18 protein-coding genes and 1 pseudogene are annotated in these 23,039 nt (G+C 63.0%); 10 read left to right on the top strand and 9 right to left on the bottom strand.

Going from position 1 to position 23,039, the window contains the following annotated elements; genetic code table 11:
• Positions 1–42: 42 nt before the first annotated feature.
• Together ACP7EG_RS01090 and imuA are read right to left on the bottom strand one after the other, a co-directional pair.
• Positions 43–1,530, bottom strand: coding sequence for a Y-family DNA polymerase (locus tag ACP7EG_RS01090; RefSeq protein ID WP_426086074.1), 1,488 nt, complete (start codon positions 1,528–1,530; stop codon positions 43–45).
• Positions 1,460–2,170, bottom strand: a complete 711-nt coding sequence (imuA, locus tag ACP7EG_RS01085) for a translesion DNA synthesis-associated protein ImuA (RefSeq protein ID WP_426086073.1) — start codon at positions 2,168–2,170, stop codon at positions 1,460–1,462. The genes ACP7EG_RS01090 and imuA overlap by 71 nt, the downstream gene beginning before the upstream one ends.
• Before the next feature lie 206 nt (positions 2,171–2,376).
• Here imuA and ACP7EG_RS01080 point away from each other — a divergent pair, with 206 nt between their 5' ends.
• Complete coding sequence (locus ACP7EG_RS01080; protein ID WP_426086072.1) at positions 2,377–3,642, top strand: putative Na+/H+ antiporter; 1,266 nt, start codon at positions 2,377–2,379, stop codon at positions 3,640–3,642.
• A 34-nt stretch (positions 3,643–3,676) separates the two neighbouring features.
• Here the strand turns inward: ACP7EG_RS01080 and ACP7EG_RS01075 are convergent, their stop codons facing one another.
• The 3 genes from ACP7EG_RS01075 to ACP7EG_RS01065 all read right to left on the bottom strand — a co-directional run bounded on the left by ACP7EG_RS01075 (position 3,677) and on the right by ACP7EG_RS01065 (position 8,537).
• The gene (locus tag ACP7EG_RS01075; protein ID WP_426086071.1) at positions 3,677–5,710 is read right to left on the bottom strand and encodes a GNAT family N-acetyltransferase; all 2,034 of its coding nucleotides are present in this window, start codon (positions 5,708–5,710) and stop codon (positions 3,677–3,679) included.
• 83 nt (positions 5,711–5,793) lie between these two features.
• Positions 5,794–7,008, bottom strand: coding sequence for an MFS transporter (locus tag ACP7EG_RS01070; RefSeq protein WP_426086070.1), 1,215 nt, complete (start codon positions 7,006–7,008; stop codon positions 5,794–5,796).
• 281 nt (positions 7,009–7,289) lie between these two features.
• Positions 7,290–8,537 carry an extracellular catalytic domain type 1 short-chain-length polyhydroxyalkanoate depolymerase gene (locus ACP7EG_RS01065; protein WP_426086069.1) on the bottom strand — a complete coding sequence of 416 codons (1,248 nt, stop codon included), beginning with the start codon at positions 8,535–8,537 and terminating at the stop codon, positions 7,290–7,292.
• A 181-nt stretch (positions 8,538–8,718) separates the two neighbouring features.
• On the opposite strand from ACP7EG_RS01065, the gene ACP7EG_RS01060 reads away from it, so the two are divergent.
• Entirely contained in the window at positions 8,719–9,297 is a 579-nt protein-coding gene (locus tag ACP7EG_RS01060) for a PRC-barrel domain-containing protein (protein WP_426086068.1), read from the top strand.
• A gap of 188 nt (positions 9,298–9,485) precedes the next feature.
• On the opposite strand, the pseudogene ACP7EG_RS01055 reads toward ACP7EG_RS01060, so the two are convergent.
• Both ACP7EG_RS01055 and hrpA read right to left on the bottom strand, forming a co-directional pair.
• Positions 9,486–9,566, bottom strand: a pseudogene (locus ACP7EG_RS01055) (DUF3418 domain-containing protein); the annotation flags it as partial.
• Positions 9,567–9,743: 177 nt separating this feature from the next.
• The gene (gene hrpA, locus ACP7EG_RS01050; RefSeq protein ID WP_426086067.1) at positions 9,744–13,928 is read right to left on the bottom strand and encodes an ATP-dependent RNA helicase HrpA; all 4,185 of its coding nucleotides are present in this window, start codon (positions 13,926–13,928) and stop codon (positions 9,744–9,746) included.
• Positions 13,929–13,985: 57 nt separating this feature from the next.
• Between hrpA and argA the strand changes: the two genes are divergently transcribed.
• On the top strand, positions 13,986–15,296 hold the full coding sequence (gene argA, locus ACP7EG_RS01045) for an amino-acid N-acetyltransferase (RefSeq protein ID WP_046685875.1): 1,311 nt from the start codon (positions 13,986–13,988) through the stop codon (positions 15,294–15,296).
• Between the two features lie 47 nt (positions 15,297–15,343).
• Here argA and kdsA read toward each other — a convergent pair whose 3' ends face one another.
• The gene (kdsA, locus tag ACP7EG_RS01040) at positions 15,344–16,189 is read right to left on the bottom strand and encodes a 3-deoxy-8-phosphooctulonate synthase (RefSeq protein ID WP_096237364.1); all 846 of its coding nucleotides are present in this window, start codon (positions 16,187–16,189) and stop codon (positions 15,344–15,346) included.
• A 219-nt stretch (positions 16,190–16,408) separates the two neighbouring features.
• Between kdsA and ACP7EG_RS01035 the strand changes: the two genes are divergently transcribed.
• Positions 16,409–16,681, top strand: a complete 273-nt coding sequence (locus tag ACP7EG_RS01035; RefSeq protein WP_034750797.1) for an oxidative damage protection protein — start codon at positions 16,409–16,411, stop codon at positions 16,679–16,681.
• Between the two features lie 41 nt (positions 16,682–16,722).
• Positions 16,723–17,385 carry a DUF6622 family protein gene (locus tag ACP7EG_RS01030; RefSeq protein WP_426087115.1) on the top strand — a complete coding sequence of 221 codons (663 nt, stop codon included), beginning with the start codon at positions 16,723–16,725 and terminating at the stop codon, positions 17,383–17,385.
• A gap of 47 nt (positions 17,386–17,432) precedes the next feature.
• On the opposite strand, the gene rpiA is transcribed toward ACP7EG_RS01030, so the two are convergent.
• Positions 17,433–18,110, bottom strand: coding sequence for a ribose-5-phosphate isomerase RpiA (rpiA, locus tag ACP7EG_RS01025; protein WP_096237366.1), 678 nt, complete (start codon positions 18,108–18,110; stop codon positions 17,433–17,435).
• A 206-nt stretch (positions 18,111–18,316) separates the two neighbouring features.
• Between rpiA and ACP7EG_RS01020 the strand changes: the two genes are divergently transcribed.
• The 5 genes from ACP7EG_RS01020 (at position 18,317) to ACP7EG_RS01000 (ending at position 22,822) form a co-directional block, all read left to right on the top strand.
• A complete protein-coding gene (locus ACP7EG_RS01020) occupies positions 18,317–18,685 on the top strand; it encodes a response regulator (RefSeq protein ID WP_219136057.1) in 369 nt (122 codons plus the stop codon).
• A gap of 2 nt (positions 18,686–18,687) precedes the next feature.
• Positions 18,688–19,314 (top strand): chemotaxis protein CheC, encoded by a 627-nt coding sequence (locus tag ACP7EG_RS01015; protein ID WP_099762691.1) that lies wholly within the window; start codon positions 18,688–18,690, stop codon positions 19,312–19,314.
• A gap of 5 nt (positions 19,315–19,319) precedes the next feature.
• On the top strand, positions 19,320–20,291 hold the full coding sequence (locus ACP7EG_RS01010) for a diguanylate cyclase (RefSeq protein WP_426086066.1): 972 nt from the start codon (positions 19,320–19,322) through the stop codon (positions 20,289–20,291).
• A gap of 150 nt (positions 20,292–20,441) precedes the next feature.
• A complete protein-coding gene (locus ACP7EG_RS01005; RefSeq protein WP_426086065.1) occupies positions 20,442–22,109 on the top strand; it encodes a sensor histidine kinase in 1,668 nt (555 codons plus the stop codon).
• Positions 22,106–22,822: a response regulator gene (locus ACP7EG_RS01000; protein ID WP_426086064.1), complete on the top strand. Its 717-nt coding sequence runs from the start codon at positions 22,106–22,108 to the stop codon at positions 22,820–22,822. The genes ACP7EG_RS01005 and ACP7EG_RS01000 overlap by 4 nt, the downstream gene beginning before the upstream one ends.
• Positions 22,823–23,039: the final 217 nt, after the last annotated feature.

Below are 23,039 nucleotides of genomic sequence, written 5' to 3'. Positions count from 1 at the left end.
GCAAGTATAGCCAAGCATGGCAGTTTCAGCAGGACAGCACATTCAGCCAAACAAACCATGCAAAAACCAGCGCGGCGCGGCGTCCTCTCCGCTGCCGGCGATGCGTTCGCGGTAGACCCAGTAGTGGGCGTGGTCGCGTCCTTCGGCAATAAAATAATCGCGCGCCTGCGACTGACCCCACCAGCCCGCCTCGATGCGCTCGGCGACAGACACCATTTTCAAAGGCGAGCCATAAAAGGGCCGGTGTTCGCGCATCAACAGGGCGATGGGCTGGGCCAGCAGCCAGCCGGGACGGGGCATGCCGGGCAAACCGGGTGGCAAGTCGGGTAGCGCGCTTCTTGAAACGGGCTTGGCCGGCAGCGGCAGCCACTGGTTGGCCGCTTCGGGCCGGTAATCGGCGCGCGGGGATGCCTGCAAGACATTCTCGGCGCCCAGGCGCGCCACCAGCAATTCCATCAGGCGCTGGCGCTCCTGCGGCGTGCCGCCCGGCTCGGGAAACAGGCTCTCGCTGGGCGGCGCCATCGGCTGCACCTGCAGCGCTTCCAGGGTCAGGCCGATCACGGGAGAGTCCAGCACCAGCTGCGCCAGGCGCTCCTTGAGCAAACGCACCAGGTGCTCGTCGCGCCAGACGGCCTCGCCCAGCGCCAGGTCGATGACGGTGGGCGGGCGCGCCACCCTGCCCCGCTCGTGCGCCAGCAGCAGCTGTATGCGCTCGACGGCAAATTGCCGCGCACACAGCCAGCCCGTCATTTGCTGCAGCAGGCGGCGCGCACCGAACAGCAACGCGTCCGCGTGCTCGACGCGGTCGAACAATTCCAGGCTGGCGCGAAACGTGGGCGGCGCTTCCATCCAGACGAACAATTCCGTGCTGTGACCATGCGCGTCGTCGAGCATGTCCAGCACGGCGGCGCCGCAACGGCGCTGCAAGCCGGGCCGGGGCAACTGGCGCAACTGCCCCAGGGTGCGGCAGCCGATGCCCTCCAGCCAGTCGAGCCAGGGGCGCGCGGGCGGCAGCAGGGAGCACGGCAGGCGGTCGAGGCGGCGCACCAGACTGGCCATGCTCAAGGTCCGGCCCCGGCGCGTACCGGCGCGCGCCAGCAGCCAGGCGCCGCGCGCCGTGGGGGCGCACGACAGCTGGGCCGTGTAGCCCAGCGCGCGCAAGCTGGCCGCAATCTGCCGGCACAGGGCGCGCACGCCGCCGAACAGGCGCAGGCTGGCGCCCGCGTCGACCAGCAGGGTCGCTTCTTCGCCCTGCGCCACCAGCGGCGAGTATTGCAGCAGCGCCAGCGCCACCGCTTGCAGGGCTTGCGCTTCCAGCTCAGGCGAGCGCCCGTGCAGGCGCGCCTGCGGCGCCAGCATCAGCGCACCCGCGCGGCGCATGCCCGGCCGGATGCCGGCCGCACGCGCCAGCGGCGACAGGGCCATCACTTGCTCCTGCTCCAGCACCACGCCCAGCTGGTCAGCCGACCAGCGCGGGCAAAATACTTCGAGCGGGAGCCGGGGCAGGCACAGGCCGATCCAGAGTCGCATGACGTAGCAATAATGAAGGAGGTTGCAGGGGCAGGAACAGGGGCGCGTCGCGCTGCGGTCCCCGGCGCTTGATGAAGCCGATCTCGATGCCGCCGTCGGCCGGGCGCACGGACAGGCGCAGCGGCGCCGGCGACGCATCCTGCGCGCCGTGCAAGGGGCGCAGCATGCAAAACAGGGTGTTGCCGCCTTGCGCGGCCAAGTGCAGCCGGCGCAGGCTGTCGGCGCGCACGTGCGATTGCCAGAACAGCAAGGCGCCGCAACTGCCGCTGCGCAAGATGTTTTCCGCCGCCCACAAGGCATCCTTGCTGCCGGCGCTTTTGAGCCACAGCAGTTGCGACGGCGCCAGCCCCTGCGCGGCCAGGGCCAGCGCCTGCGGCGGATGCGGTGGCTGCAGCAGCACGATGGGCAAGCCCGGCAGCTGCGCCAGCGCGGGCGCCAGCAGCCGCAATTCGCCGCTGCCCGCCTGCTGCACCAGCAGATCGATGAGGCTGCCGCTGGGCCAGCCGCCGCCGGGTAACTGCGCGGACAGGGCGGCAAAACCCGTGTCCAGGCAGCGCGTGGCGCCCTGCCCCAGCTGCGATGCGCGCCATAAAGACGGGTGCAAGGCTTCCGGCGAGGCCATCAATTCGGAATGTTGCATAATTGAATATGAAGATGAATACTGTATGTATATACAGTACTATCCAACCCGGCTTTTGGCAAGGCTTATCTGCCAGATAGCGTGCCCGGGGCCGCTCCGCCATGTCCGAAAAACCCCGTTTCTGGCATCGATTGCTGTACCATAAGCACTCTCCTTACCGCCTGGCAAAGTACCAGTCGGCTCCCTCCGTCCATAAGGAAACGCATTTGACCACCATCCAAATCATCAGCGCCATCGTCTTCGGCCTTGCGCTCATCCACACCTTCGCCGCCAAGTCATTTGAAACCCTGGCACAGCGCCATCCCCGCCATGGGGGCCTGCTGCACCTGCTGGGCGAAGTGGAAGTCGTGTTCGGCTTCTGGGCTTTCATTTTAATCATCATCATGGCCTTTGTCTCGGGCGGCGAGGCGGCCATCGAGTATGCCGAATCGCGCCAGTACACGGAACCGCTGTTCGTCTTTGTCGTCATGGTGGTAGCCGCCTCGCGCCCCGTGCTCGACGCCGTGCAGCGCCTGCTCAAGGGCGTGGCGCGCGTGATGCCGCTGCGCACGGAACTGGCCCTCGTCTGGCTGGGACTGGCGCTCGTGCCCCTGACGGGCTCGATGATCACGGAACCGGCCGCCATGACCCTGGCCGCGCTGATGCTGGCGCCACAAATCTTCCGTCCGGGCATCCCCGAATGGCTGAAATATGGCGCGCTGGGCGTGCTGTTCGTCAACGTTTCCATCGGCGGCACCCTCACTTCGTACGCGGCGCCGCCCGTGCTGATGGTGGCCACCACGTGGAACTGGGACAGCGCCTACATGGCCAGCCATTTCGGCTGGAAAGCCGCCATCGCCGTACTGGTCAACGCCACGGGCGTGAGCATATTGCTGCGTAAATATCTGCACAGCAACACCTCCGATATCAAGCCGAAAGCCGGTGAAGTGGAAGCGCCGAAAGTGCCGCTGGCCGTCAGCCTCGTGCACATGATCGTGCTGGCCGGCGTGGTGGCCCTGGCGCACCATCCCGTGCTGTTCTTCGGCCTGTTCCTGTTCTTCCTCGGCTTCGTGCAGGCGTATGAGCGTTATCAAAGCCCGCTGATCCTCAAGGAAGGCTTGCTGGTCGGCTTCTTCCTGGGCGGCCTGGTGGTGCTGGGCGGCATGCAGCAATGGTGGCTGCAACCCATCGTCTCCAGCCTGGAACCGCTGGCCCTGTTCTTCGGCGCCCTGGGCTTGACGGCGATCACCGACAATGCGGCCCTGACTTACCTCGGTTCGCTGATCGTCGGCATGACGGACGAAGCAAAATACATGCTGGTGGCTGGCGCCGTGGCCGGTGGCGGCCTGACCGTCATCGCCAATGCACCGAATCCGGCCGGCGTATCCCTGCTGCGCCGCGGCTTCAAGGATGAATCGATCGGCGCCGTCGGCCTGCTGGCCGGCGCCCTGCTGCCGACGGCCGTGGCGGCCCTGGCCTTCCTGGCTTTGTAATCACCGCAGTGCGGCGGCCACCCTGGCCGCCGCTTTAATCGCCTTCGTACACGAGGAAGTGCAGCCGGTCATAAAACAGGCTGTAGGCATAGTCGAACGTGCCCACGCTGCGAAACCCCTTGTGCAGATACACCTGCAGCGCTTCGCTCTTTTCCCATACCGTCAAGCTGATGCGCGCGCAGCCCTTGCGGCTAGCCAGGTCGCGGATTTCATGGAACATTTGCCTGAATAAGCCCTGGCCCCGGTATTTCTCGTCGATGGCCAGACTGCTGACGAAACAGTCGTCGGCACGCGCATGCGCGAGCACGAAGGCGTCATACGCATCGTCGAGCGCCTTCATGTCGTCGCGGTAATACGAAACGGCGCCGCAGGCCTGGAACTCGTCCATCGTCGCGGCCGTGAAAAAGCCGATGAAGCGCCCATCCTCGTCATGCAAGCCGTGGATGTGCGCCAGATACGGGTCGATGTTTTGCCGCCGCTGCAGCTCGACGAACTGCAGATTGAGTTTATTTCCAAAAGAACAGTATTCGAGGTAGCTGGTGGCAAACAGCAATTTGGCCATGCGGTTCTTCACCTCGTCGCCCAGCAGTTCACCCGCCACCAGCTTGAGCGGCGCATGCGACAGCAAGCCCGCCTGCGCCTCATCACCTGGCGGGGCGGCATCGCCGATGGCCGGCATGCGGCTGCCGTGGCGGCCCACGGTGGGGCGCCAGAAAGCGCCGGCAGCAATATGCTGTGAACGGTGGGCCAGCAGGTAGCGGCAAAAGACGGCATTCACGCGGTCCAGCTGCGGGTCGTTCGACAGCACCGAGTAATAGTGGAAGTGATCGATGTCCGCCCGCAGCTGGGCCGCATACGCCATGCGCGGCACTTCCTCGATGTCGAACACATCGACGATGTCGGGCAGGCGCAAAGGATCGTCGAGTTGCCAGTCGAGTTCATCGAGCCGCGCCACGCAGCGCGCATACGCGCGCCGTTCCTCGTCGCTCAAGGGGATGTGCATCTCGGTAATGATATCGTCCAGCAAACGCATGCCGCGGATGCCGCCCGCCACCGCTTCGCGCACGCCGTCATGCAGCACGCAATAGCGCTGGTAGAACTCGGCATGGCTGAGCAGGGTCACGCCCAGGTTTTTCTTCCATTCGGCATAGAACTGGCCGAACAGCTGCGCTTCGAATTGCGGGCAGGAACGGGGAATTTCCCCATCGATACCCGCATACGCGAGGTTCACATTGCCCTGGATCACACGCAGCGCGGCGTCGTTCTTCTTGGCAATCAACATGCCCGTTTCATCGAGAAACAGATTCATCCAGCTGACATGCCGGCGCTCTTCGCTGTCATCAGCGTTGCGCTGAAAATAATCGGGCACTTCCGGCTTCATCAGGAAAATCGTCGCCGGATTATGCGGGATCGTATCGACATCCATGTACATGCCGCCGTATTCGCACATGATGAGGATGCGGAAATAATCGGACAAGGTGGCGAAGTAGCGCTGCGCATGCAGGGTATCGAGGATATCGAAGCGGGCCGGTGCAAAGTCCAGCGCCAGCGCGCGCAGCGAGTTGATGTGTAGCGTCGTGCCGCCGATGGCATAGCGGCCTATCGTGTAGCGCCCGGCGCCGCCCGTGGGGCTGAAACGTGCGTCATCGCGCAATTGCTGCGCATCCCACACCCACAGGATGGAGACATACGGCGCGCCGCCGCTGTACCGCACTTCTTCCAGCGCCGCGCCCCACTGCCCAATCGCTTCACAGGCGATGGCCGGCAGCGGCCCGCCCATCCAGATGCGGTGCAGGTAGCGCTCGTCGTCGCCCAGCGCGCGCGTGGGGATGCAGCTCAGCGATGAACAGCTTGCCGCATTGAAATACGTAAAATTGCCGGCGACAAAGCTGCGCAGGGCGGCGATGCCCGCCTGGTGCTCTGCGGCCAGTTGCGCCAAATCAATGCCGGCCGGCCGGACATCGGCCAGGGTGATGTAATCGAGTTTCAGCCGGTGGATGCGGAACTCGTATTCCAGGCTGAAAATCTTTGCTTGATCGTGTTTTGAAGCCAGGTCATCTATTTTCATGGGCGCACCATCTTTCGCAGGAGAGTGTCAATCAACGTCGCAGCAGGTAAAACAAGGGCGGGAACATGCGCAGCGTGGCGCCATCAGTGTCGGGCCAGCCGCACCTCGCTTTGCCGGCGCCCCGCCATGCCCCGCGTAAACAGCAGCAGGCAGATGGCGATGAGCACGATGACGGGGATATTCAGTAGCGCATACGTTTCCAGCGCATAGCCGAAGCGCTGGCACAGCACGTTGTACAGCTGCAGCCAGGCGGACAGATAAATGCAATACAGCAAGCTCATGGCGGCCGTCGTCAATGTCATCGATTCCTTGCTGGCCGTGATTGCGCTGCGGAGCAAGGCGCCGTTGAACAGGCCGAAGCCGATGGAATAGACAAACATGCAGGCCGCAAACACATCGACGTGGTGGCGACCCAGCCCCGCGCCCAGCATGCCGGCGGCCGCGATCAGTCCGCCCAGGCGCAGCAGATGGACGAGGGGGAAATCCTGGCGCAGGCGCTGGATGGCGATGCTGCTGAGGACAAAGCCGGACAGAATCACGCATTGCAGCGCGATATACGTGGCATAGGATGCGCCCATTTCCTGCAGCACGAAGAGGGGCGAAAAACCGATCCAGGCCGTCAGGGGCACGGTGGCCAGCCCGGCCGTGAACATGCCGAACATGAAGCGTTTGTTGCTGAAAATGGCGACATAGCTGCGCACGATGGCGCGGCCATCCAGGCGCGGCTGTGTCGCCGCCGTGCGCGGCATGCTCGTGAACAGGCCCAGCAGGGACAGCAGCGCCAGCAGGCCGGAGAGGAAAAACACGTAGCGCCAGTCCAGCCGGCTGATGATGGCGCTGCCGAGGATGGGGCCGGCCAGGGGCGCGAGGATGGTGGTGCTCGACAGAATGCTGCTGAGCTTGACGGCCGCCATGTCGTCGAACAGTTCATGGATCATGGCATAGCCGATGAAGATGAAGCAGCAGCCCATGCCCTGGATGAAACGCAGGGCGAGAAATTGCTCGATGGAAGTAGCAAACGGCACCGCCAAGGTGGCCAGCAAGAACAAGGTATTACCAGTCAGCACCAGCTTGCGCTTGCCGATGGTGTCGGCCAGGGGCCCCAGGAAAATCTGCAGAGAACTGCCGCCCAGCAGATACAGGCTGAGGGACAGGGGGACGAATTTTGCCTCCGCCTGGAACTCGTCGACGATGCCCAGCATGGCCGGCATGATCATGTCGTTCGACAGATAGATATTCAACTCAAAAACGAGGAAAAACGCAAAAAACCACAGCAATTGCCTGGACTGGATGGACATGGCGCATTCCGTAACGTGGGTGGCTGCCGTCAGTGCGTATCTGCCGTCGGGGCATGGGACGGCGAACACGGATTACACTGAAAACGTGTACCAATTGTATACCAGTTAGGGTTTTTATCGCCTATTTTTGTTATTTTTAAATACCGCAGCAATACCACTTAAAAAATCGAGGGCAGCCCGGCATGCGCTGCCGGGGCTGAGGAGGGCAAGGCCGGCGATGGGGGAAGGGAGACGCGATGCGTACCAGTGCCTGCCGCGCCGTTGCGGCGCGCGGCAGGCTCTTAGCGTCGGCGGTGGCTGGCGAAGAAATCGAGCAGCATCTTGCTGGCGTCGGGCTTGGCCTTGTCGTTGAACGGCAGGCTGGCGTCGCCGCCGCTCCACGCGTGTTCAAGGTGCTCGACCTGCGCCACGCGCAGCAGCACCTCCTGGCCCACCTGATAATCGTGCAGTGCATACGCATGGGCCGGATTGCGCCCGCCCGCCGCGCCGCCCGGCAGGCGCTGCGCCGTCACCAAGGTATCGGCTGGCAGGCGGTTCACGCGCACGCTCTGGCGCACCAGCTGCGTCTGGTTAATGGGCCGCACCACCTTGTCGGCCTGTCCTTGCAGCAAGATGGTGGGCAGGCGGGGAAACGCGGGCTGGCGCGCCAGCACTTCATCGATGGCCGCGTCGGCACGGGCGGCAGCGCCATGCTGCATCACGCCCAGCGCGCCGATCAGGTTATGCCCGGCGCCAAACACGGGCCCCGAATGCAGGCCCAGTGCGGCAAACAGATGGGGATGGTTCAGGGCCACGATATGCGCCATGCCGGCGCCGGCGGAAATGCCGCAGATATAGATGCGCGCGCGATCGATCGCATAGCGGGCCGCCACCTGCTCGATGGCGCCGACGATCAGGCGCACGTCGCCGCCCCCCTCCTGCGTCAGCTTGTCATACCACTTCCAGCAGCGGCGCGCATGCGAACGCAGCGATTGCTGCGGATACAGCACGGCATAGCCCTTGCGTTCGGCCAGGCGGTTCATGCGCGTGCCTTCGGCAAACTGTGTGGCGCTCTGCTCGCAGCCATGCAGCATCACCAGCAACGGCCGGCCCCGGCTGCGCATGGCGACGCTGGGCGCCTTCTCGGGCAGGTACAGGAAATACGGCAGGCGCCGGCCCGGCAACTGCCCCAGCTCCGGCAACGGCGCATAGTGGGCCGCCAGCCACTTGCCCGGCGGGGGCGCCGTTCGCTTGCGCACGCGCGGGGGCGACAGGGGCGTGGCAAACGGCGCCAGTGCAGGCACGGCGTCGCTGGCGGGCCTGGCGCGCGGCGTCGGCCTGGGCTTGGCCACGGTCTTGCTGCGGGGTTTGGGTTTGGCCTTGGGCTTGGCCGGCACGGGCCCGAACAGCACCTTGGCCAGTTTGGTCGCCGTGCGCTGTTGCGCCTTGCCGGCGCGCAATAGCCCGCGCAGCCACTTGGTGGCGGGCTTCACCATGGCGAGCGGCGCGCGTGGCTTGGTGGAGCGTAGCGCCAATTCATCCCTCTGCATCGTTGCATCGTCTGCATGTGCGGCCTCCTCCGTAGAACGCATAGAGTACCGCAATTGACTGACAACACCGTGCGTTTGCACACCGACAAAAGTACCGCAGGCACCATTGAGGCAGATCAAACGTAGCTTGGTGCGTATGCTTAATCTGGATGTTCGATCAGCACTTCATAGGAGAAATACCATGAGCTATCTGGACCGCGACATCCTGGGCATGTACCGCAACAACGACGGCCCGGGGCCGGCCCTGATGGGGGCCGACACCCTGCTCGGCGACGATGTCTACAATCACAGCGACGAGGAACTGGGCGACATCAAGGAAATCATGCTCGACATGCGCACGGGCCAGATCGCCTATGCCGTGCTGTCCTTCGGCGGCATCCTGGGCATGGGCGACAAGCTGTTTGCCGTCCCTTGGGAACGCCTGACCCTGGATCCCGTCAACAAGCGCTTCTTGCTCAACGTGGAAAAAAACCAGCTGAAAGACGCACCCGGTTTCGACAAGAACAACTGGCCCGACATGGGCAGCGATGCGTGGAACCAGCAGATGGAAGCGTTCTATGGCAGCGGCACGCGCTACGGCAGCGGTGTCATGGCGGCGGGCCGCATGCAGTCCAGCAGCGACCTGCGCGGCGGTGCCAGCCTGCAATCGGGCAGCGACGGCAGCATGTCCGGCACCTCCATGAGCGGCAGCCGCGCCGGCACGGGCAGCAGCCAGGGCGACCTGGGCTCGCGTTCCTCGCTCAGCGATGATGAGAGGTAGAACCTAGGTCGGGTAGGTCGGGTAGGTCGGATTAGCGGCGCAGCCGCGTAATCCGACACCACCAGCGGCACGGTTAACACCGCCAAACCGCCAAACCGTTAACCCGGCTGACACCACCAGCGACACCGCACCACCGTCGCGCCAACGATGGCGTCGGATTACGCGTGGCTTCGCCCCGCTAATCCGACCTACCGCTGCATCGACTCCCATACTTTTCGCAAGCGCTTGGCAGAAACAGGCATCGGCGTCCTCAACTCCTGCGCAAACAGTCGGGTAAGTCGGGTAGGTCGGATTAGCGGCGCAGCCGCGTAATCCGACACCACCAGCGGCATGATTAACACCGCAAAACCGCCAAACCGTTAACCCGGCTGACACCACTAACACCGCACCGCCGTCGCGCCAACGATGGCGTCGGATTACGCGTGGCTTCGCCCCGCTCATCCGACCTACCGCTGCATCGATTCCCATACTTTCTGCAAACGCTTGGCAGAAACAGGCATCGGCGTGCGCAATTCCTGCGCAAACAGGGACACGCGCAGCTCTTCCAGCATCCAGCGGAACTCGACCAGTTTCGGGTCCGTGTTCTTGCCGGCCTGGCGGTCCTTGGCTTGGCGCAGGTAGGGTGTGGCCGCCGATTGCCATTCGGCCATCAACTTGGTGTCGCGCGCGGGGTCGGCGCGCAGTTTTTCCAGGCGCACATTGATCGCCTTCAAATAGCGGGGGAAGTGCGCCAGCTGCGTGTACTCGTTTTCCGTCAGGAAGCGTTTATGCACGAGTCCCTGCAGCTGCGACTGGATATCGGCCGCCGCCGCTGCCGGGATATTCTGCAGGCGCTTGGGCAAGCCGTGAAATTCCGTCAGCACTTGCGACAGCAGGCGGGCGATTTCATTGACCAGCAGAACCAGGCGCGACTTGCCTTCCGCCTGGCGCTTGGCGAACGAGGCGGCGTCCAGCGGCAGTGGATCTTGCAGGCAAGCGATGTCGAGCGCCTTGTTGATGATTTGCTCGCGCAACTCTTCCTGCGACCCCAGTGCCATGAATTGCATGCCCATCTGTTGCAGGCCAGGGATGCTTTTCTCGACGTATTTGATCTGCTCCTTCATTTGCAGCGCGAACAAGCGGCGCAAACCGATCTTGTGCGTGCGCGCAGCCACGGTCGGGTCGTCAAACACTTCCAGGTCGCAATGCGTGCCCTTGTCGACCAGCGCGGGGAAGCCGATCAGGGTCAGCTTGCCCTGCACGATTTCGAGCAACTCCGGCAATTCGCCAAAGGTCCAGGCCGTCAAGCCCATGTGCTGCGAGACGGTGGCATTGCTTGGCGCCGGCGCGGCAGCGGCGGACGCGCCCTTGCCTGCTGCCACTGTAGCGCTCTGTGCCTGCAGCCGCGACGCCACTTGCGCGCCCGCCACCTTGGCACCGGGCGTGCCCGTGCCCGACACGCCCGACACTTCGGCCAGTTTCTGGAAACTCTGGCGCGCCTGGCCGCCGAATTCCGCCTGCAGAGTGGCCAGGTTGCGGCCCATGTCCAGCTGGCGGCCATGCTCGTCGATCACCTTGAAATTCATGAAGTGATGGGCAGGCAGGGTTTCCGGCTTGAAGTCCGTCGTCAGCACATTGATGGTAATTTGCGTGCGGATATCGAGGATGATGGCGTCGATCAGGTCACCGCGGCCAAACAGGCCCGCTTCATGCACGCGCTCGCAGAATTTCGCCGCATAATCAGGCAGCGGCACGCAGTGGCGGCGCAGCTTTTGCGGCAAGGATTTCAATAGCAGATGCACCTTTTCCTTCAGCATGCCCGGCACCAGCCATTCGCAGCGCTCGCGCGGCAACTGGTTCAGCGCATACAGCGGCACGCTCAACGTCACGCCATCGCGCACGCTGCCCGGCTCGAAGTGGTACGTTAGGCCCATTTCCAGGCCCGTCACGGACATGGTTTTCGGGAACAAATCCGTCGTCACGCCGGCCGCCTCGTGGCGCATCAGCTCTTCGCGGTTCAAATACAGCAGCTTCGGGTTCTCGCGCGTGGCTTCCTTGTGCCATTTTTCGAAACCGGCGCCATTGCACACGTCCGCCGGCAGCAGCTGGTCGTAGAAGGCGGCGATCAATTCATCGTCGACCAGCACGTCCAGGCGGCGCGATTTATGTTCAAGGTTTTCAATGTCCTTGATCAGCTTGTGGTTGTGCGCAAAAAACGGCGCGCGCGTATCGAAGTCGCCGCCGACGAGGGCGTCGCGAATAAAAATTTCTCGCGCTTCCGGCAAGTTGAAATTACCGTAATTGATGCGGCGCTGGCTGTACACCACCAGGCCATACAAGGTCGCGCGTTCCGAAGCCGTCACTTGCGCCGAACGTTTTTCCCAGCGCGGCTCGCCCCACGATTTCTTCAGCAGGTGCTCGCCGACTTTTTCCAGCCACTCGGGCTGGATCTGCGCCACGCAGCGCGCATACAATCGCGTGGTGTCGACCAGTTCGGCCGCCATGATCCACTTGCCCGGCTTTTTCAGCAGCGAGGAACCGGGCCAGATATGGAACTTGATGCCGCGCGCGCCCAGGTAGCCCGCGCCCGGCTCGTCTTCGCCCTTGAAACCGATATTACCCAGCAAGCCGGTCAACAAGGCCATGTGCAGATTGTCGTAGGTGGCCGGTGCCTCATTCAATCGCCAGCCCTGCTCCTTGACGATGGTCAGCAGCTGCGAGTGCACGTCGCGCCATTCGCGCAAGCGCATCTGCGACAGGAAATTCGTGCGGCAATTGTCCTGCAGCTGGCGGTTGGTTTTCTTGTGCTCGATGGCGGACTCGAACCAGCGCCAGATTTTCAGGTAGCTCAAGAATTCCGACTTCTCATCGGCAAACTTCTTGTGCGCCTCGTCGGCCGCCTGCTGGTGCTCCATCGGGCGGTCGCGCGGATCTTGCACGGACAGGGCCGAGGCGACGATCAGCACTTCCGTCAGACACGCGTTATCGAGCGCGGCCAGGATCATGCGGCCCACGCGCGGGTCCAGCGGCAGCTTGGCCAGCTTGTTGCCCAGCGGCGTGAGCTGGTTGACCTCGTCGACGGCGCCCAGTTCCTGCAGCAGCTGGTAGCCGTCGGCCACCGCGCGCGCCAGCGGCGGCTCGATGAAGGGGAAGGTTTCCACGTCCGTCAGGTGCAGGGATTTCATGCGCAGGATGACGGCGGCCAGAGAAGAGCGCAGGATTTCCGGCTCCGTGAATTTGGGCCGCAGCAGATAATCCTGCTCTTCGTACAAACGGATGCAGACGCCATCGGCCACGCGGCCGCAGCGGCCGGCGCGCTGGTTGGCGGCCGACTGGGCGATCGGTTCGACCTGCAGCTGCTCCACCTTATTGCGGTAGCTATAGCGTTTCACCCGCGCCAGGCCCGCGTCGACCACGTAGCGGATGCCGGGCACGGTCAGCGAGGTTTCCGCCACGTTGGTGGCCAGCACGATGCGGCGCGCATTGCTGGTCTTGAAGACCCTTTCCTGCTCCTCGGCCGACAGGCGCGCGAACAGGGGCAAAATCTCCACGTGTGGCGGATGGTGCTTGCGCAGCGCTTCGGCGCAGTCGCGGATTTCGCGCTCGCCGGGCAAGAACACCAGCACGTCGCCCGAGCCGATGCGGCACAGCTCTTCCACGCCATCGACGACGGCATCCATCAGGTCGCGCTTTTCGCGCGCGGCGGCCGTGCGCTGACCGGGCTTGTCGGCGTTCGCGGCACCCGGCATGGCCACCTGCTCGCGCTCCACGGGACGGTAGCGCACTTCCACCTGGTACAGACGGCCCGACACTTCGATCACGGGCGCGGGTTTTCCCGGCGTGCCGAAATGGCGCGAAAAGCGTTCCGCATCGATGGTGGCCGAGGTAATGATGATTTTCAAATCGGGCCGGCGCGGCAGCAGCTGTTTCAGGTAGCCGAGCAGGAAATCGATGTTCAGGCTGCGTTCATGCGCTTCATCGATGATGATGGTGTCGTAATTTTTCAACAACGGGTCGGTCTGCGTCTCGGCCAACAGGATACCGTCCGTCATCAGCTTGACGGAGGCACCACGGCTCAGGGTATCGGTAAAGCGCACCTTGAAACCCACGGTTTCGCCCAGCGGCGTGCCGAGTTCCTGCGCGATGCGCTTGGCCGTCGAGGAAGCGGCGATACGCCGCGGCTGCGTATGGCCGATCATGCCCTTCTGGCCACGTCCCAGTTCCAGGCAAATCTTCGGCAACTGCGTCGTCTTGCCGGAACCCGTCTCGCCCGAGACGATGATCACCTGGTTGTCCATCAGGGCCTTGGCGATTTCGGCGCGCCGGCCCGAGACGGGCAAGTCTTCCGGATACGTAATCGGTGGCAGCGGATTGCGGAAAGCCTTTTCCGCCTCGCGCGCGGCGCGGGCGGCATCACGGCTTTCGCGGCTTTCCTGCCCCTCGCGCGGCGGGCGTGGTGCGCGCTGCTGCTGCTGCTGCTGCCGCTGTTGTACTTTCGGCTGCTCCGCGCCCGGCGGCTGCGGCCTTTGCTGGCTCACGGGCGGGCGCTGGCGGCCCTGCGCGGGCGTGGCGGCAGGCGTGGCAATATCCGCGCTGGCGGGCACATTTGCAACGGTGGAAGGAGGGGAAGACTTATTGCTGGCTGAAGACATTGTTTTTTTACAGGTATTTTAAGCGCGCACATCGCGCAGCGAATTATAATGCGCTTAATGGAAAACCCTACCCAATTCGTCCAATGGCTGCGCTCCGTCGCGCCCTACATCCACGCCTTTCGCGGCAAGACCTTCGTGGTCGCCTTCCCCGGTGAACTCGTCAGCGCCGGGGCGCTGCAGGTGCTGGCCCATGATTTGTCCCTGCTGCATGCGCTGGACATCAATGTCACCGTCGTCTACGGCTCGCGGCCGCAGGTGGCGGAACAACTGGCCTTGCGCAACGTCGAAGGCCGCTTTCACAACGGCGTGCGCATCACGGACATCGCCGCGCTGGAATGCGCGAAGGAAGCGGCCGGCGAGCTGCGCCTCGATATCGAGGCCGCGTTCAGTCAGGGCTTGCCGAATACGCCCATGTCGCATGCGGCCATCCGTATCATTTCCGGCAACTTCATCACGGCGCGCCCGCTGGGCGTGATCGATGGCGTGGACCTGGAACTGACGGGCATCACGCGCAAGGTCGACGCCGAAACCATCCATTCCATCCTCGGTTCGGACGGCCTGGTGCTGCTGTCGCCGCTGGGCTTCTCGCCGACCGGCGAAGCGTTTAATCTGACCATGGAAGACGTGGCCTGCAGCGCCGCCATCGCCCTGCACGCGGACAAACTGATCTTTATTACCGAAACGCCGATGATGGAAGACGCCACGGGCGTGGAAATCCGCGAACTGTCGTCGCACCAGGCCGAAGCCGTGCTGATGGCGGGTTTCTTGCCGGACGCCACGGCGTTCTACCTGAAACATTGCGTCAAGGCCTGCCACAACGGCGTCGAGCGCTCGCACATCGTGCCGTTCTCGATGGATGGCTCGGCCCTGCTGGAATTGTTTACCCACGATGGCGTGGGCACCATGATCAGCCATGAAAACCTGGAAAGCCTGCGCCAGGCCACCATCGAAGACGTGGGCGGCATCATCAAACTGATCGAGCCACTGGAAGCGGACGGCACTTTGGTGAAGCGGGGCCGCGAGCTGATCGAACGCGAAATCGATTATTTCTCCGTCATCGAGCATGATGGCGTGATCTTCGGCTGCGCCGCCCTGTACCCGTTCCCCGCACAAAAGATGGCGGAAATGGCATGCCTGACGGTCAACCCGGAAGTGCAAGCCCAGGGCGATGGCGAGCGCATCCTGAAACACATGGAAAACCGCGCGCGCGCCGCCGGCCTGAACAAACTCTTCGTGCTGACCACTCGCACCTCGCACTGGTTCAAGAAGCGCGGTTTCGTGCCGGCCACCGTCGACGATTTGCCGAAGGACCGCCAGCATATGTATAACTGGCAGCGCAAATCCCAAGTGCTCATCAAGACACTGTAAAACTGAAAAAGCCCGGCATGCCGGGCTTTTTCTTTACTTACACATCATTACTTGATATTCAACGGCGCAAACGATTTGACCAGGTCATCGAGCGCCTTCAATTGCGCCAGGAATGGTTCCAGCTGGTCCAGCGGCAAAGCGCTGGGGCCGTCGCAGCGGGCGTTGTCCGGGTCAGGATGGGCTTCCAGGAACAGGCCGGCGATGCCGACGGCCAGGCCGGCGCGGGCCAGGTCCGCCACCTGCTGGCGGCGGCCGCCCGAAGCGGCGCCACCGGGGTCGCGCTGCTGCAGCGCGTGCGTGACGTCGAAGATGATCGGCAAGTCGTCACAGGTCTTCTTCATGACGCCAAAACCCAGCATGTCGACCACCAGGTTGTCGTAGCCGAGACAGGTGCCACGGTCGCACAGGATCAATTGATCGTTGCCCGCTTCCTTGAATTTTTCGACGATATTGGCCATCTGGCCAGGGCTCAAAAATTGCGGCTTCTTGATGTTGATGACTTTACCCGTTTTCGCCAAGGCCACGACGAGGTCCGTCTGGCGCGCCAGGAAGGCGGGCAATTGCAGCACGTCGACCACTTCGGCCACCTGCTGCGCCTGCCATGGCTCATGCACGTCGGTGATCACGGGCACGCCGAACGCCGCCTTCACATCCTGGAAGATGCGCATGCCCTCTTCCAGGCCAGGGCCACGGTAGGAGTGGATCGATGAACGGTTGGCCTTGTCGAAACTGGCCTTGAACACATAGGGAATGCCCAGTTTTTGCGTCACGCGCACATATTCTTCGCAGGCGCGCATGGCGAGATCGCGCGATTCGAGCACGTTGATGCCGCCAAACAGGACGAAGCTGCCTGCATTGCTGACGTCGATGCCATGGACTTTCACTGAGGTCATAGGGATTCCATATTGGTTAATTGCTACTACTTGCTTGGACGAGGCGCAGCCAGCGGCTGGCGTGATAAGGCATCTTACTAGCTAGGGCGGCACAGATCAAATTTGATCCAGCGCAAGGGTGCGGCAAACGGCGCGTGGCTGGGCCGCGACGGCCCCGCAAGGGCAGGCGCAAAGTACCTTATAATCACGCTTTATCTCTACACTGATTCAGGAGCACAGATGGCCCGCACGATCCACTGCATCAAACTCAACAAGGAAGCCGAAGGACTGGATTTCCCACCGTACCCGGGCGAACTGGGCAAGAAAATTTACGAATCGGTGTCGAAAGAAGCATGGGCCGCCTGGCTCAAGCACCAGACCATGCTGGTCAATGAAAACCGTTTGAACCTGGCCGATGCGCGCGCCCGCAAATACCTGGCCACGCAGATGGAAAAGCATTTCTTCGGCGATGGTGCCGATGCCGCCATGGGCTACGTGCCACCGACGGAATAAGTTTTATCGCTTGCCCGTGACCACGTCACGGGCAGTTTCACCTGCGTTTCACGCCCTGCCTCGCCGTTTCACGGCACCTCCTCCCCGTTTCGTCGCACACCGCTCGCCGCCCACGCCGCCGGCTGGCACAGTACGTCCATCGACAACCTCACACCAAGGCGGACACCATGTTGCAGCACATCTTCAGCCACACCCCCCTCTACGTCTGGGCCATACTGGGCTTTCTCGTGTACCGGGGCGTGCTGGCCAGCCGCGCACGCGAAGTGAGCTTGCGCAAGCTGTGCATCATTCCCCTGGCCATGCTGGCCCTGTCCCTGAGCGGCGTATACGGCAGCTTCGGCCTGGCTGGCAGCGCGCCATTCGCCTGGGGCGCCGGCGCCCTGGCCGGTGCGGCGCTGGCCTGGACGCTGGTCGATCCGCGCAAGATCGTGGCCATTCCCCAACGGGGCAGCGTGCAGCGTCCCGGCAGCTGGCTGCCGTTGATCCTGATGATGAGTATTTTTTGCATGAAATATGCGGTCGCCGTGACCCTGGCCATCGCGCCCGCTTATGCCCATGCGACCGGCTTCAGCGTGCCCGTCTGCCTCGCCTACGGTGGCTTCAGCGGCATCTTCCTCGGGGGCTTGCTGCGCACCGTGGCCGTGTACCGGGCGGTGCAAACGGAAGGCTGGGGTCAGACCCGGCGGGGGAATGCGCCCCAGTGAGGCGCATTCCGATCACGCAGTGTCTGACCCCGGATTTCTGCTGCGTATCAGTACGCCAAAGTCCGCACGCCTTCCGGCATGCCCAGCAGGCAAACATTCGCGCCGCGCACGGCAAACAGGCCGACGGCGATGACGCCAACGATCTGGTTGATCTGCTGTTCCAGCGCCACCGGATCGGCGATCTGCAAGCCCAGCACGTCGATGATTTCGCCACCGTTGTCGGTAATGAAGGCTTCGGTGCTGCCCGCTTTCAGGCGCAAGCGGGGTGTGCCGCCCAGCGCGGCCAGCTGGCGCGAGACGGCGGCGCGGGCCATCGGCACCACTTCCACCGGCAGCGGGAAGGCGCCCAAAGTGCCCACCAGCTTGGAGCCGTCGGCGATACAGACGAATTGTTTCGCTACGGAAGCAACAATCTTTTCACGCGTCAATGCCGCGCCGCCGCCCTTGATCATGGCGCCGCTGGCCGTGATTTCATCGGCGCCGTCGATGTAGACGGCGATCGACTCGACGTCGTTGAGGTCAAAGACGGCAATGCCATGGCCTGCCAGGCGCGCGGCCGTCGCTTCGGACGACGCGACCGTGCCTTTGATGCGGTGCTTGATCTTGGCCAGTTCATCGATGAAAAAATTGGCGGTAGAACCGGTGCCGACACCGATGATTTCACCGTCGACCACATAATCAATGGCGGCGCGGGCTACGGCTTGCTTCAATTCGTCTTGGGTCATGACATTCAGGCTAAAGTGGGGAATGGCGCTATTTTAACGGATTGCCAGCCCGGCTTGCCGGCCATGATGATCGACCATACCATGAGATACAACAGCTAAGCGGGAAAAACTTGCCATAGGGCAATTCCCCATTCAATTACTCTCTATGGCCTTTAAAATATGCGAAAATGGAATGATCGACCGATATGACGTTTCAGGAATAGCACATGAATCACAGTAAACAGGTACTTGTTGTCGATGACAGCCGGGTTTCACGTTTGATGTCGCATCAGTTCATCCTCAGCAAACATGCCGACTGGCAAGTGATTGAGGCGGCGACGGGTGAAGAAGCCCTGGAAAAAGTCAAGACAGTCAACCCTGTCCTGATATTACTGGATGTCAACATGCCCGGCATGGGCGGCGTGGCGGCGGCGGAACAGTTGCGCGTGCTGTGTCCCCAAACGCACATCATTCTCGTCACGGCGAATGTGCAAAACGCCATCCGCAACCGCGCCAGCGAGCTCGGCGTCGGCTTCATGGAAAAACCGATCACGGAAACCCGCATCCATCAGCTGATCGAATCACTGGGACTGTGAGCATGATCAATCTCTCCGAACTCGAAAACGACGCCCTGGTAGAGATATTCAACATCGGGGTGGGCCATGCGGCCGCTTCGATGAGCGAAATCGTCAATGAAGAAGTGACCATGTCGGTGCCGTCGATCACGTTCCTGAACCGTGCAGACGCGGCCGCCCTGCTGGGCAGCAAGAAGGATGGCGAACGCATCTGTGGCGTCAGCCAGCATTACGATGGCGCCTTCGCCACCGAAGCCATCCTGATGTTCCCGGAAGACAAGAGCCTGGAAATCGTGCGCCTGATGGTGGGCGATGCCATGCCGCTGCAGGAACTGACGGAGATGGAACAGGAGGCGATGAGCGAAATCGGCAACATCATCCTGAACTCCTGCGTGGGCACCCTGGCCAACCTGTTCGACAGCGAACTGCATGGTTCGCTACCCCTGTACCACGTGGGCACCAGCGCGGAAATCCTGTCCTCGTTCGGCGGCCGCGATGACGAAGCCGTCGTGCTGATGCTGCATATCGACTTCGTGCTGTCCAAACACCAGATCCACGGCTATGTCGCCTTCGTGCTCGACCTGTCCGCCTTGCACGACCTGAAACAGCAGGTCAGCCACTATCTGGCCAAGGTCCTGGGACAGGCGTGACGATCATGCCGGATGCCTTACACCGACTCGCCCTGCTCGAAAGCATACTCGGTGCCGTCAACCTGGGCGCCATCGTGCTCGACGAGCAGCACCGCATCGTGCTGTGGAACCACTGGATGGCACGTCACTCGGCATGCCGGGCCGACGCCGTGCTGGGGCAGGACTTCTTCGCCGTCTATCCGGAACTGCGGCACAAGCGCATCGATTCGGCCATCACCCAGGCCCTGCGCGACAATTTCCAGTCGCTATTGTCGCAAACGCTGCACAAGGCGCCGTTTGCCCTGTACACGCATGGCGCGGCCGCTGGTGCGGCGGAAGGCCAGGAACGCATGCAGCAGGCGATCGCCGTCACGCCGATCAATCTGCCCGCTTCGCCGCGCCACTGCCTGATCCAGATCAATGATGTCACCATCGCCGTGGGCCGCGAAAAGCTGCTGCGCGAACAGACCATGGTTCTGCGCTCGCAAACGTTTTCCGACGGCTTGACGGGCATCGCCAACCGCCGCCACTTCGACGTGGCGATCGAGAAGGAAATGCGGCGCGCCATGCGCACGGGCAGCCCCCTGTCGCTGCTGATGATCGACATCGACCATTTCAAGGATTACAACGACCATTACGGGCACCAGCAGGGCGACGACTGCCTGATCCGCGTGGCAGCCGAACTGGCCGCCATGCTGCAGCGCCCCACCGACCTGCTGGCGCGCTATGGCGGCGAGGAATTTGCCGCCATCTTGCCCGACACGGACGCCGCGCAGGCGCTGCGCATGGCCGAGGCGCTCCGCGAACGGGTGGCCGAGCTGCGCATTGCGCATGCCAAGACGGGCAATGAGGTCAAGCACATCACGGTCAGCATCGGCATCGCCACGCAGCACCCGCAGCAGCAACTGGCCATCTCCGCCCTGATCGGCGCCGCCGACCGCGCCCTGTACCTGGCCAAGGGCGCCGGGCGCAACCGTGTGATGGTGCAGCCATTGTAGGAAATGCAACGCCCGGCAAAGGATTCCAGTAGACATCCTTACGGCGTGTGCGTAGACTCGTAACTGATTGCAGCAACAACAACAAGAATTTGTCTGTGGTATCTATCCATGCGCATGGCCTGCCCATGCGGGACACGGCCAGGAGCGCTTGTGAATCTCGATCCTTCCTTCAAATCCGGCTTGCCGGGTGCTGGCATGGATACGACCATGGTGAATGGCATGCGTCTGCTGCTGTCGAGCGCTACCTTGCTGACCCTGTTCATCGACCCCGAAAGCGCCGGCAGGCTGAGCAAGATCACCTGGCTGATTTTTTCCGCGTATACCCTGCACAGCCTGCTGCTGTATGTGCTGGCCATCCTGGGCATGAGTTTGCCGGAAGATATTCTGCTCTACTGGCTGGACGTGGCCTGGTATGCACTGATCGTATTCTCCAGCAGCAACCACAACAACCTGTTTTTCCTGTTTTTCTTCTTTGCCATCCTGACCTCATCGTTCCAGCGCGGCTTCGAGGAAGGCGCGCGCATCACCCTGGCTTCGGCCGGCCTGTTCGCCGCCACCGCCCTGTTCGGCGAAACGGATGCGGAACTGTCGCGCCTGCTGCTGCGCGCCACCTTCCTGCTGGCGCTCGGCTACATGATCGCCTACTGGGGCGGCTCGGCCATCACGCAGCGCAGCCACCTGGCGCTGCTGCGCGATGTCAGCCAGCTGTCCAATCCGCGCTTCGGCGTCGACCAGACCATTAGCTCGGTGCTGGAAAAAACCCGCAGTTATTTTAACGGCCGCAGTTGCCTGCTGGTCATGCAGGACAAGGGCACACGCGTCTGGTCGCTGCGCAGCGTACTGCATACGGCAACGGGCGTCGTGCACACCAGCTCGCTCCTCAGCGACGACGCGGCCAGTCCCCTGCTCGCTTTCGCGCACGATAAAATCGCGCTGTACAACCAGCCCGTCAGCCCCTGGCTGCCGTGGACAGGCGGCGCGCGCATGCTCGATCCCCACAGCGGGCGCTGGCCGCGGCATGACGACGCGGCAGGCGCCCGCCTGGCCGAACTGCTCGAAGCGCACGCCTTCATCAGCGCGCCACTGCCCTTGCGCAATGGCAAGGGCCGCATCTTTATCGTCTGCGCCACCAGCATGAGCAGGACCGATGCCCTTTTCCTCAGCCATATCGGCGCGCAGGCGTTTCCCGTCATTGAAAACATCGATCTGCTCGACCGCCTGGCATCGCAGGCGGCCTCGCGCGAGCGCGAAAAGATTGCGCGCGACCTGCATGACACGGCCGTGCAGCCGTATATCGGCTTGCGCCACGGCCTGGCCGCCCTGCGCAATGAAGCCACGCCGGGCAATCCGCTGCTGCCCGAACTGGAAAAACTGATCATCATGTCGGGCCAGGTGATCACCGACCTGCGCAGCTATGCGCGCACCTTCAAGAATGGCCAGGTGCAAAGCGAGCCGGAACTGCTGGTGGCGCTACGGCGTCAGGCGGCACAAATTCACGAATTCTATGGCATCGACATCACCCTGCATATCGAAGGCGACCTGCATATCAACGACCGCCTGGCGGCCGAGGTGTTCCAGATCGTCAACGAGGGCATGAGCAATATTCGCAAGCATACATCGGCGCGCCACGGGGCCGTCAAGCTGACCTGCGTACAGGGCGCGCTGCACATCAGCATCGAGAATGAATGCGCGGTCGCGCACGTGCCCGATTTCCTGCCCGACTCGCTGGCCGAGCGCGCCGCTGCCCTCGGTGGCAGCGCCCGCGTCACCCACAGCCGCCTGGGCCACACTTCCGTGCAGATCGAGATCCCGATATGACCGACATGAATGAACGCCAGCACCTGCCCGACGTCCACACCCACACCAGCATCCGCGTCATGCTGGTCGACGACCACAAGACCATGCTGTGGGGCCTGGAACGGCTGATCGGCGGCGAACACTCGGGCATGCGCGTGGTCGCCACGGCGTCCGACAGCGCAGCAGCGCTGGCACAGGCGCTGGCGCTGGAACCCGATGTCATCGTGCTGGACCTGGACCTGGGCGGCGTCAGTTCGCTGGCCATCCTGCCGGCGCTGGTACGGCAAGGCAACACACGCATACTGGTGCTAACAGCCAGCCACGACCAGGCCACGCTGGACCAGGCCATCCTCAAAGGCGCGCGCGGGATCATCAGCAAGGATGCGCCGGCCGAGATGGTGCTCAAGGCCATCGAAAAGGTCTACCACGGCGAACTGTGGCTGGAGCAAGCCATGCTGGGGCGCATGATGACCCAGCTGACGCAGCCGGGCGGCGCATCGGCGCACGCCATCGCCGTGGCCAGCCTGACCTTGAAGGAAAGAAAGATCATCGCCGCGCTGGTGCACGGCAGCGGCACGCCAGCCAAGCTGCTGGCGGACCAGCTGTTCATCTCGGAACACACTTTGCGCAACCACCTGACGTCGATCTACCGCAAGCTGGGCGTGTACAACCGCCTGGAACTGTACGCCTACGCCAGCAAGCATCAACTGGGCGAATTGCCGCCCGCCAGCTGATTCCCGTTTCCGCAGCCGCCCCCCCTCACAGGGCGCCCGCTTTGCCAGCGTAGCGCCAGGCATGCGTTCGGCCTGCGCCTGCGCGTGCCAAGCCCAGCCATGACAATTGTCCCGAAAAAATCGAGCATATCCTCCCGGCCGGAAAGGGAGGTTCTTCTGATGTAGATCAAGCTGCCCACTTCTATATTGGTGTTACCGGAGTGCAAATCACACGCCA

The organism is Janthinobacterium sp. PSPC1-1 (assembly GCF_049897625.1).
GTDB classification, from domain to species: domain Bacteria; phylum Pseudomonadota; class Gammaproteobacteria; order Burkholderiales; family Burkholderiaceae_D; genus Janthinobacterium; species Janthinobacterium tructae.
The sequence above is the reverse complement of the archived record's forward strand: the minus strand, read 5'-3'. Positions and strand labels throughout refer to the sequence as shown.

What these genes read in the sequence shown, in the direction of transcription:
- hrpA (WP_426086067.1), bottom strand. Translation starts at nt 13,928, where the DNA reads ATGTCTTCAGCCAGCAATAAGTCTTCCCCTCCTTCCACCGTTGCAAAT.
- ACP7EG_RS01020 (WP_219136057.1), top strand. Translation starts at nt 18,317, where the DNA reads ATGAATCACAGTAAACAGGTACTTGTTGTCGATGACAGCCGGGTTTCA.
- ACP7EG_RS01060 (WP_426086068.1), top strand. Translation starts at nt 8,719, where the DNA reads ATGAGCTATCTGGACCGCGACATCCTGGGCATGTACCGCAACAACGAC.
- ACP7EG_RS01000 (WP_426086064.1), top strand. Translation starts at nt 22,106, where the DNA reads ATGACCGACATGAATGAACGCCAGCACCTGCCCGACGTCCACACCCAC.
- rpiA (WP_096237366.1), bottom strand. Translation starts at nt 18,110, where the DNA reads ATGACCCAAGACGAATTGAAGCAAGCCGTAGCCCGCGCCGCCATTGAT.
- ACP7EG_RS01015 (WP_099762691.1), top strand. Translation starts at nt 18,688, where the DNA reads ATGATCAATCTCTCCGAACTCGAAAACGACGCCCTGGTAGAGATATTC.
- argA (WP_046685875.1), top strand. Translation starts at nt 13,986, where the DNA reads ATGGAAAACCCTACCCAATTCGTCCAATGGCTGCGCTCCGTCGCGCCC.
- kdsA (WP_096237364.1), bottom strand. Translation starts at nt 16,189, where the DNA reads ATGACCTCAGTGAAAGTCCATGGCATCGACGTCAGCAATGCAGGCAGC.
- ACP7EG_RS01065 (WP_426086069.1), bottom strand. Translation starts at nt 8,537, where the DNA reads ATGCAGAGGGATGAATTGGCGCTACGCTCCACCAAGCCACGCGCGCCG.
- imuA (WP_426086073.1), bottom strand. Translation starts at nt 2,170, where the DNA reads ATGCAACATTCCGAATTGATGGCCTCGCCGGAAGCCTTGCACCCGTCT.
- ACP7EG_RS01090 (WP_426086074.1), bottom strand. Translation starts at nt 1,530, where the DNA reads ATGCGACTCTGGATCGGCCTGTGCCTGCCCCGGCTCCCGCTCGAAGTA.
- ACP7EG_RS01010 (WP_426086066.1), top strand. Translation starts at nt 19,320, where the DNA reads ATGCCGGATGCCTTACACCGACTCGCCCTGCTCGAAAGCATACTCGGT.
- ACP7EG_RS01070 (WP_426086070.1), bottom strand. Translation starts at nt 7,008, where the DNA reads ATGTCCATCCAGTCCAGGCAATTGCTGTGGTTTTTTGCGTTTTTCCTC.
- ACP7EG_RS01035 (WP_034750797.1), top strand. Translation starts at nt 16,409, where the DNA reads ATGGCCCGCACGATCCACTGCATCAAACTCAACAAGGAAGCCGAAGGA.
- ACP7EG_RS01075 (WP_426086071.1), bottom strand. Translation starts at nt 5,710, where the DNA reads ATGAAAATAGATGACCTGGCTTCAAAACACGATCAAGCAAAGATTTTC.